Genomic DNA, 411 nt, shown 5'->3' with positions numbered 1-411 from the left:
GTTTCCAGCATGTGACCCTCCATTAATCACATTAAAGGCAGGTACAGGGAGCACCAGAGTTTTGTTCCCAGCAAGATTTGCGATGTGCTGGTAAAGAGGAATCTTCTTCACCATAGCTCCAGCTTTGCACACAGCAAGTGAAACCGCAAGGATGGCATTTGCTCCAAGCTTCTGTTTGCACCAGCCCCACTCATTGGAGGTTCCATCAAGCTGTTGGACCATGAAGTTGTCAATCTCAACCTGCTCAGTGGGGTCCTTTCCAACAATCGCTGGTCCAATAATGTTGTTTACGTTGCTGACAGCCTTAAGAACACCCTTGCCAAGATAATCAGATCCTCCATCCCTCAACTCCAAGGCCTCATATATTCCAGTGGATGCGCCGCTGGGTACGGCCCCCCTCGCGTAGCTGCC

General features: G+C 50.4%; 1 pseudogene. It reads right to left on the bottom strand.

The features are described 5' to 3' along the window. A pseudogene (locus FWJ25_RS20950) lies at positions 1–411 on the bottom strand (enolase); the annotation flags it as partial.

The organism is Marinobacter salinexigens, from assembly GCF_008370345.1.
GTDB lineage: Bacteria > Pseudomonadota > Gammaproteobacteria > Pseudomonadales > Oleiphilaceae > Marinobacter > Marinobacter salinexigens.
The sequence above is the reverse complement of the archived record's forward strand: the minus strand, read 5'-3'. Positions and strand labels throughout refer to the sequence as shown.